The organism is Deltaproteobacteria bacterium (assembly GCA_026712905.1).
In the GTDB taxonomy this organism is placed as follows: domain Bacteria; phylum Desulfobacterota; class Binatia; order UBA9968; family JAJDTQ01; genus JAJDTQ01.
Genome location: JAPOPM010000082.1, coordinates 1 through 7,152, shown reverse-complemented (window position 1 = coordinate 7,152; position 7,152 = coordinate 1). Strand labels below are relative to the sequence as shown.

Sequence of the window (7,152 nt, the reverse complement as noted above, 5' to 3'; positions counted from 1 at the left end):
GATGGGCGAAGTCGTACATGGGGTAGATGGGCCAGGCGTCGCCGGTGTGGTGGTGGGTGACGTGACGGATGCGGTAGATCACCGGGTCGCGCATCTTCATGTTGGGCGAGGCCATGTCGATCCTGGCGCGCAGCACGTGGGTGCCGTCGGGGAACTCGCCGTTGCGCATGCGCGTGAAGAGATCGAGGTTTTCATCCCCCGAGCGGCCGCGGTAGGGACTCTCCCGGCCCGGCTCCGTTACCGTGCCCCGGGTCTCGCGGATCGCGGCTTCGCTCAGGCTGCACACGTAGGCGCCGCCGCGCGCGATGAGCTGCACGGCGAAGCGGTACAGCTCCTCGAAGTAGTCGGAGGCGTTGTACAGGCCCTCGCCCCAATCGAATCCCAGCCAGCGTATGTTGTCCTTGATGGCCTCGACGAAGAGCGTGTCTTCCTTGGCCGGGTCGGTGTCGTCGAAACGCAGGTTGCAGCGCCCGCCGAACTCCTGCGCGACGCCGAAGTTCAGGCAGATGGACTTGGCGTGGCCGATGTGGAGGAAGCCGTTGGGCTCGGGTGGAAAGCGCGTCACCACGCCGCCGGGGTGCTTGCCGTGGGCCAGATCGTCCCGGACGATGGTGCGTATGAAGTCCAGCGGAGGCTCGCGCCGGTCGGCGCTGTCGTTCTGTGTTTTCTTGTTCATGGGCGGACCCGGAGATCTTCGAGGGTGCCGGGAGCCAATGCGGCAATGGCGTTCCGTGAAGGTGCCCCTCGTTCGATTCCATTCCCGGACAGGCTCACAGTCTACCTGATCCGGCCGCGTGCATGAAGCCGCCAAGTGGCCCATACCGTTCGCCGCGGCTTCAGGGTATAGATTTCCTATCTGACAAGGAGGTGCGTGATGGCGCTACTCGACCACGTGGGTGTCAAGGTCACCGACCTCGACCGCTCCATCCGGTTCTACAGCGATCTTTTTGGTTTCGAGATGGTGGACCGCCGCATGCTCGGCAGCAGCAGCGTGGAGGCGGCCGCCATGGAGGTGGGCGGAAGCATCATCTTCCTGCTGCACGAAGCCTCGTTCCAGTCTCGCGGCTCGGAGGAGCACGGCGGCGTGGACCACTTCTGCCTGACCTTCACCGACGCCGAGTTCCGGGAGATCCTGGAGCGCATCAAGGCCATGGGGGTGAGGCTGGAGGGTGGCGTAGTGCCGAGAACCGGCGCCACCGGACGCAGCGATTCGCAGTACATTCTTGACCCCGACGGCAACCAGATCGAGGTCAAGACGGGACTCACCTGACAAGCGGGCTAGGGAAGCCATGGGCCGTCTCCGCTCCGTGATCCACGCCGTGTCGAACTCATCACGCAAGGACCCTTCGAATCGTCATTCCCGCGGAAGCGGGGATCCAGGGGTGGTCTTCTCCTCCCGTCATCCCCGGGCTTGACCCGGGGATCCAGGGGTGGAGGCTTCTCCTCCCGTCATCCCCGGGCTTGACCCGGGGATCCAGGGGGGAGGCTTCTCCTCGCGTCATCCCCGGGCTTGACCCGGGGATCCAGGGGTGGGGGCGTGGGGTGGGGTCACGCGTGCAACCGGTCCTTGCCCGCGACGGTGGTGCGGCGCAAGAGTCGGCGCTCCTCGTCCGGGTAGAACGTGCGCGCGTGGATAGAGCAGAAGTTGTCCCACATCAGCAGGTCGCCCACCTCCCACACGTGCTCGTACCGGAAGCTCGGGTCCTCCGTGATATCGAACAGCTCGCCGAGGATGGCGTCGCTCTCCGCCCGTTCCATCCCCTCGATGCGCACCGACATCATGCGGTTCACGTAGAGCGCCCGGCGGCCCGTCACGGGGTGGGTGATGAAGATGGGCTGCACGTAGTAGCGGGCGTCGTTCAGGTCGATGTCCGCGTCCACCGTGTGCCGCTGGTAGTCGTAGACCTGCAGCACCTGGCATCCCTCCAGCTTCGTCTTGAGGTCGGCCGGGACATTGTCGTAGGCGGCGCACTGGTTCGTTACCATGGTATGGCCGCCGTGGGTCGACACCTCGATGCCGTACAGGATGGTGACGTGGTCCGGTATCTCGTGGAACGCGGTGTCCTGGTGGAACCCCATCTCCCTGTCACCGTTGGCGGAGGCGCCCGCGAGCGGTTTGCCGTCCTCCTTGATGTTGCTCACCACCATCACCGGCGTGGTGTAGATGTCGTCCGCCGACTTCCGCAGGCGCGGCCCGATGGTGCGCTTGCCGATGTCGCCGAAGGTGGTGGTGAAGCGGTTTTGCTGCTCCACCGTGAGATTCTGGCCGCGGAAGAGCAGGGCGATGTTGTCGTAGAACGCGTCGAGGATGCCGTCCCGGTCCTTTGCGTCCAGCGGCTCGCTCACGTCCAGTCCCAGCACCTCCACGCCCAAAGCTGGTGAAAGCGGTCTTGTGGTCAGGCTCATGTCATTGCCTCCAAATCGGATACGTCGTTCCCGCACCTTCCGTCATTCCCGCGAAACAGGCTGTGTCAAAACACCATTCAAGAGAGGCAACTACCCCCTGAATCGTCATTCCCGCCCCCGATCGGGGTCGAGGGCAAGCTTTCGCAGGAATGACATTCGCGGGAATGTCATTCAGTAGCGGCGCGCGGCTACGCGTGCACCGGTTCCTTGCCCGCTACCGTGCACCGCCGCAGGATGCGCGCCTCCTCGACGGGGAAGTCGGTGCGCGCGTGGATGGAGCAGCGGTTGTCCCACATGAGCAGGTCGCCCACGCGCCACTGGTGGTCGTAGACGATACGGTCGTCCTCGGAGATGTCGAAAAGCTGGTCCAGGATGGCGTCGCTCTCGGCCCGGTCCATGCCTTCGATCTGGGCGGTCATGGTGCGGTTCACGTACAGCGCCTTCCTGCCGGTGACCGGATGGCGCACGAAGATGGGCTGTGAGTGGCTGCGGGCGCCGGTCAGGTCCACGTTGGGGTCGATGCGGTAGCGGTTGTAGTCATACACCTGGAAGACGGTTCGTCCCTCCAGCCGTTCGCGCAGCTCGCGCGGGATGTTGTCGTAGGCCCGGTACATGTTGGCGACGCGGGTCAACCCGCCTTGGCTCGTGACCTCCATCCCGTACAGCATGGTGACGATGTTGGGCACCGGGTAGAAGCAGGTGTCGTGGTGGAACCACATCTCGCCGTCGCCGAAGGAGGCGGTGTTGCCCGTGGGCCCGTCGTCGCTCCGGTTGGTCACCATCATCACCGGGCTGGCATAGGTGTCCTTCGGAGACTTGACGAAACGCGCCCCCACGGTGCGCTTGCCCAACTCGCCGAAGGTCGTGGCGAAGGCGGTCTGCTGGTCCTCGGTGAGGTCCTGCCCTCGGAACAGCAGGAGCACGTGCTCGTGGAACGCGTCCAGGATCGCTTCGCGGGCTTCCTGGTCCAGCGGCTCACGCAGGTCCAGTCCTTCGATCTCGGCGCCGATGGCGGCGCAAACGGGCTTGACGGTCAGGCTCATGGCATTCACCTCCGGAAACTTGGCGGATTCAGGCTTCTGTCCGTGCCGCGGCCCCTCACCGCAGCTCTTCGGGGAGGATGCGGCCGTTATCGACGATCATCTCCCCGTCGAGATGGAACGCGGCCCGGCGCAGGATCAGGTCCTCGTGGGCCAGCGTGGTGTTCTTGCCGCCCAGGGCGTAGTTGGCGCCGAAGGCGATCTGTACGTTGCCGTAGGTCGAGCGGGCGTCCCGGGCGCCTTCTTCGGTGCCGCGTTGAGCCACCTCCACCCAACGGGCGCGGGCGTCCGTGCCCCAGCCGATGTGCGAGATGATGAAGGCCTGGGGGTCTCCCGATTGCTCCAGGTGCTCTCTCAACAGCAGGGCGTCGACGCCGCCGTCCACCTCCGTGATGCGGCCGTCGCGCACGTCGATGCGCACCGGGTCCTGGACGTAGCGGCCGAGCATCACCAACAGGTCGCCGGGATCCATGATCAGCGTGCCGTTGGCGCTGTCCTCCAGCGGTGCGCAGTACAGGAACCCCGAGGGCCAACTGTCCCACCGACCCGGAATGTCGCTGATGCCGTACTGGGTGACGCCGCGCCGGCCGTCCTTGCGCATGGAGAGGTCCGTGCCGGTCTTCGTGGTGACGCGTATCTCGCCGGCCTGCTCGAGTAGTTGGGCGCCCTTCAGGGTCCGCTGCCGCACCCCTTCGTCCGGAAAGCAGCGCCGTAGCTGGTCTTCGGTGCCGCGCACCTGGAGCACCCGGGTGCCCCCCGAAAGCACGTCCGCGAGACCCTTGCCATAGAGATAGAGGACACCAGCGGTGGTCAGGTCCACCACCAGGTGCGCCGTCTTGAGGATCTCCAGCACCGGAGCCACGTTGGTGTCGTTGCCCGTGGTGCCCGGCAACAGCGGGATCTTGATCTCGAAGGCGCTGGCGGCCACTTCCTTGGCCCCCGCCAGGAAGGCCGCGGCGTAGTTGGAGTTGGTCCGGGTGTCGGTGAAGACGACGATCGTTTCGTCGGACGTGGCCTTGCACAGCGTCAGCTCGCGCAGGACCATGCCGTAGAGGTCGCCGGCGATGGCGCCGGTGGTGGGGAATCGTACCGTCATGGGCAATACCGCTGCACGGAATGGCTCTGTGCGCGACTCTATGCCCATGCGCGTGGGAGTGTCAAGTTGCCGGTTGAGGGTCCCGGCGGAAAGGGATACGCTGGCCCGCGCAGGAGGGCTTTGTCATACAAAGGTGGTTTGCGGGTGGCAGTCCGGCACGGAACCGCCGATGGAAAACCGAGTGGAGGTAGCATCCATGCAATGGCTCGAGAACGAGGTGGCCGTCGTGACCGGATCCGGATCGGGGATCGGCAAGGCGGTGGTGACGCGTTTCGTGGAGGAAGGCGCGAAGGTGGTGGCCTTCGATCTTTCGGCGCAGCGGCTGGCCGGCCTCAAGGAGGAGGTGGGCGACGGCGTGGCCGTGGTTTCCGGCGACGTGCGCAGCCTGGAGGACAACCGGCGCGCGGTGGCAACCGCCGTGTCGGAGTTCGGCAAGCTTACGGTGTTCGTGGGCAACGCCGGCATCCACGACGCCAGGCGGCCGCTGGCGGAGCTCTCGGACGAAGAGCTGGAGAAGGGCTACGAGGAGGTCCTCGGGGTAAACGTCAAGGGCTACCTGCTGGGCGCCAAGGCGGCCATCCCGGAGTTGATGAAGACCCGCGGGAACATGGTGTTCACGCTCTCGACGTCGTCCTTCTACGTGAGCGGCGGCACCCTGTACGTGGCCTCCAAGCACGCCGCGCTGGGAATAGTGCGGCAGTTGGCCAACGAGCTGGCGCCCACCGTCCGGGTGAACGGCGTGGCCCCGTCGGGCACGGCCACCGGCCTGCGCGCGGCGCCGTCCCTCGCCGCCGGCGCCGGCGGCGACGATGTCTTCGGCGCGCCGCGGCCGCAGGCTGGGATGGGCAGGAACCTCCTCGACGTCGCGGTGGTCCCGGAGGACCACGCCGCCGCCTACGTGATGCTGGCCTCGTCCCAGTCCCGCATCATGACCGGCGAGGTGATCCACACCGACGCCGGCCGCGGGGTGACGTCGGTGCTGGCGCCGCTGAGTACGACCTAGTCCCCGTATTCGTCATTCCCGCGAAAGCGGGAATCCAGGGGTTGGGCGGGGTGAAGCGACGTGTTTCCTCGCCCCACCACCCCTGGATTCCCGCTTTCGCGGGAATGACGATCCGGGGGCGTGACAATTCAAACAGTCTTCTGCGGCGCAGGCTCCTAGAAGAGTCCCGCCAGGATGGTTTCCGGCCAGGGCACGTGGAGGATGTGCTCGAAGACGCCGTAGACGAAGGCCCAGGCCACGGCGGCCAGGAGGCAGGCGAGGAACCAGCTTGCGCCGTAGGTCTTGGCGTAGCTGACGACGAACAGCGGCACGGCGGTGGGGAACCCGATGACCCGAATAGCCGCATAGAAGCCCAGGATCCAGCCCCAGATTTCGAAGTTGCCCCATCGGCTCCCCGACTGCAGGGACGGGGCGTCGAAGTGAATACCCTCCGCTTGCGGTTCGCCGGGACGCGAGCGCAGGTCCATGATGAGCTGGACCGCGGCCAGACAAACGCCGATGCCGCCCAGCAGGAAGATGATGATGGAGGCCCGCAGCTCGTCCCAGCCGTGCGCCACGCGGAGCGCCCACAGCAGCACCAGCCCGATCACCACGGCGAAGAGAGCGCCCTCGTAGTGTAAGCGCCGGTCCTTGTTCATGTCTTGTTCTCGCCGGGTCCGGCGGCGCGCTGTTGGCGCTCCCGCCGTGCCTTGAGCATGGGGTAGCAGAGTGACGCCGCCACCAGGAGCAGCAGGATGATCACCGCCGGGCGCAACAGCCATTCGAATCCGTAGCGGGTGTAGGAAAGCCACAGGTAGGTTTCCATCTTGGTGCCGAGCACCACCCCCAGCAGCAGCGGCGGCCGCGGCCAGCCGTGTCGCCGCATCATGAAGCCCAGCAGCGAGAACACCAGCAACGCCCGCAGGTCGTTGACGCTGAAGTTGGCGGCGAAGGCGCCGATAAAGACGAACACCGCCACCAGCGGCACGATGCTGTGGAACGGCATGAAGCAGGCCCGGGCCATGGGCTTGGCGAGGAGCCCGCACAGCGCCACGGCGAGGACGTTGCCGATCACCAGCGTCCAGATCACCGCGAAAGTGAGGTCGAGCTGGGTGGTCAGCATGTCCGGTCCTGGCTTGATGCCCACCGCCACGAAGGCGGTGAGGATCAGCGCCGTGGAGGTGCTTCCAGGGATGCCGAAGGCCAGGGTGGGGATGTAGCCGCCGCCTTCCTTGGCGTTGTTGGAGGCCTCCGGTGCGATCACCCCGCGGATGTCGCCCTTGCCGAAGTTCTCGGTGTTCCTCTCGGTCTGCACGGCGTGGGCATAGGCGAACCAGTCCGCCACCGAGCTCCCCAGGCCCGGCAGGAACCCCACCCACGCGCCGATGGCGGACGAGCGCACCATCAGCCACCAATGGCGGAAGACGTCCTTGATCCCGTCGAGAAATCCGCTGCCGAGCTCTTCGTGCTCGGCGATGCTGGTCTTGCGGCTCGCCAGGTCGATGATCTCGGGTATGCCGAACAGGCCCAGGGCGACGATGATGAGGCTGATGCCGTCCCAGAGATAGTCGTAGTCGAAGTCGAAGCGCGGTATGCCCGATTTGACGTCCATGCCGATGGTGGCGACG

The 7,152-nt window shown here is 66.1% G+C and carries 8 protein-coding genes; 2 read left to right on the top strand and 6 right to left on the bottom strand.

Annotation, left to right across the window (positions count from 1 at the left end):
* A partial coding sequence (locus OXF11_06725) for a glutamate--tRNA ligase family protein (protein ID MCY4486797.1) occupies positions 1-676 on the bottom strand: 676 nt, incomplete at its 3' end.
* A 198-nt stretch (positions 677-874) separates the two neighbouring features.
* Here OXF11_06725 and OXF11_06720 point away from each other — a divergent pair.
* Positions 875-1,270 (top strand): VOC family protein, encoded by a 396-nt coding sequence (locus OXF11_06720; GenBank protein MCY4486796.1) that lies wholly within the window; start codon positions 875-877, stop codon positions 1,268-1,270.
* A 278-nt stretch (positions 1,271-1,548) separates the two neighbouring features.
* On the opposite strand, the gene OXF11_06715 is transcribed toward OXF11_06720, so the two are convergent.
* The 3 genes from OXF11_06715 to OXF11_06705 all read right to left on the bottom strand — a co-directional run bounded on the left by OXF11_06715 (position 1,549) and on the right by OXF11_06705 (position 4,542).
* Complete coding sequence (locus OXF11_06715; protein MCY4486795.1) at positions 1,549-2,406, bottom strand: TauD/TfdA family dioxygenase; 858 nt, start codon at positions 2,404-2,406, stop codon at positions 1,549-1,551.
* A 188-nt stretch (positions 2,407-2,594) separates the two neighbouring features.
* A complete protein-coding gene (locus tag OXF11_06710) occupies positions 2,595-3,449 on the bottom strand; it encodes a TauD/TfdA family dioxygenase (protein MCY4486794.1) in 855 nt (284 codons plus the stop codon).
* A gap of 55 nt (positions 3,450-3,504) precedes the next feature.
* Positions 3,505-4,542, bottom strand: coding sequence for a hypothetical protein (locus tag OXF11_06705; protein ID MCY4486793.1), 1,038 nt, complete (start codon positions 4,540-4,542; stop codon positions 3,505-3,507).
* A gap of 196 nt (positions 4,543-4,738) precedes the next feature.
* On the opposite strand from OXF11_06705, the gene OXF11_06700 reads away from it, so the two are divergent.
* On the top strand, positions 4,739-5,545 hold the full coding sequence (locus tag OXF11_06700) for an SDR family oxidoreductase (protein MCY4486792.1): 807 nt from the start codon (positions 4,739-4,741) through the stop codon (positions 5,543-5,545).
* A 155-nt stretch (positions 5,546-5,700) separates the two neighbouring features.
* On the opposite strand, the gene OXF11_06695 is transcribed toward OXF11_06700, so the two are convergent.
* Together OXF11_06695 and OXF11_06690 are read right to left on the bottom strand one after the other, a co-directional pair.
* On the bottom strand, positions 5,701-6,183 hold the full coding sequence (locus OXF11_06695) for a tripartite tricarboxylate transporter TctB family protein (protein MCY4486791.1): 483 nt from the start codon (positions 6,181-6,183) through the stop codon (positions 5,701-5,703).
* A partial coding sequence (locus OXF11_06690; protein MCY4486790.1) for a tripartite tricarboxylate transporter permease occupies positions 6,180-7,152 on the bottom strand: 973 nt, incomplete at its 5' end. The genes OXF11_06690 and OXF11_06695, both read right to left, overlap by 4 nt.

Coding starts and splice junctions, on each gene's coding strand:
- OXF11_06720 (MCY4486796.1), top strand. CDS start 875: ATGGCGCTACTCGACCACGTGGGTGTCAAGGTCACCGACCTCGACCGC.
- OXF11_06715 (MCY4486795.1), bottom strand. CDS start 2,406: ATGAGCCTGACCACAAGACCGCTTTCACCAGCTTTGGGCGTGGAGGTG.
- OXF11_06710 (MCY4486794.1), bottom strand. CDS start 3,449: ATGAGCCTGACCGTCAAGCCCGTTTGCGCCGCCATCGGCGCCGAGATC.
- OXF11_06705 (MCY4486793.1), bottom strand. CDS start 4,542: ATGACGGTACGATTCCCCACCACCGGCGCCATCGCCGGCGACCTCTAC.
- OXF11_06700 (MCY4486792.1), top strand. CDS start 4,739: ATGCAATGGCTCGAGAACGAGGTGGCCGTCGTGACCGGATCCGGATCG.
- OXF11_06695 (MCY4486791.1), bottom strand. CDS start 6,183: ATGAACAAGGACCGGCGCTTACACTACGAGGGCGCTCTCTTCGCCGTG.